This is a genomic window from Frankia nepalensis, assembly GCF_016786325.1.
Taxonomy (GTDB): domain Bacteria; phylum Actinomycetota; class Actinomycetes; order Frankiales; family Frankiaceae; genus Pseudofrankia; species Pseudofrankia nepalensis.
This window is the reverse complement of record NZ_JADWYU010000016.1, coordinates 1-1,005: the sequence shown is the minus strand read 5'-3', so window position 1 is coordinate 1,005 and position 1,005 is coordinate 1. Positions and strand designations below refer to the sequence as shown.

The following is a 1,005-nucleotide window of genomic DNA, read 5'->3' as shown; positions in this document are numbered from 1 at the left end:
AGCTACGCGCATCCATGATCTGGATCAGAGAACTCGGACAAAGCACCCAATGATCACAACCAGATACACGCCCTAGTACCACCGGCAATGACCACACGGCCCTGGTCACCGGCAATCACCGCCGGTGACCAGGGCTGCCGCGTCCTATTACCGCCTTGCCGCGCACGGTCTCGGCTGGCACGACCGGCCTGTGTCGCTGCGCTGTCTGGGCACACCTGTTCGTACACTGGATCCGTGCCAATCGAGCGAGTTGTGACCCGGCGTCGCCTCCGCGACCCGACCCAGATCTGGCCTGGTGGCTGTCACGGACTCCCGTTGAACGCCTGGCGCACCTTCAGGAACTTCGCTGCGCGTACTACGGATGGTCTGATGGAGCTGGACCGCGACTTCAGCGAGTTCATCGCGTCCTGCGCCGCCCATAACGTCCGGTTTCTCGTAGTGGGCGGTACGCCGTCGCGGCTCACGGCCACCCACGCTTCACGAAGGACCTCGACGTCTGGGTCTGGATCGACGAGCAGAACGCGAACAGCCTGATCGCGGCACCGCGGGACTTCGGATTCGGCTCACTCGGGCTCAAGGCCGCCGACTTCCTCGAGGAGGGTGTCGTCGTCCAGCTCGGTTATCCGCCGAAACGCATCGACATCATCACTCAAGTCGACGGTGTGGATTTTGCATCCTGCTGGGAGCGTCGCGTCGAGGTACGCATCGTAGATCAATAGGTTCCGTTCATCTCGATCGAGGACCTGGTCATCAACAAACAAGCGTCAGGACGTCCGCAAGACATCGCCGACGTCGCGACCATGCGGAAGCTGCGCGAAGATCGGACCCCGGGGCAAAGCTCGCCAGACGCGTAAGCAGTCGCCCCGGAAGCCGCCTTTCCCCGCGGATGCGGCGTCGGCGCGGATGATGCGACCAGACGCCCGGTCATCTAAGCGGCATTCCGAAAGTCCTGCGCGTAACCCGGCGGCAGCCAGGGGCTGGTCCAGGGGGCCGCGGTGGTCAGCA

General features: G+C 63.8%; 1 protein-coding gene. It reads right to left on the bottom strand.

Features of this window, described 5'->3' with window-relative positions:
• Positions 1-563 precede the first annotated feature (563 nt).
• Positions 564-716, bottom strand: coding sequence for a hypothetical protein (locus I6A81_RS00095; protein WP_203008578.1), 153 nt, complete (start codon positions 714-716; stop codon positions 564-566).
• Between the last annotated feature and the right edge of the window lie 289 nt (positions 717-1,005).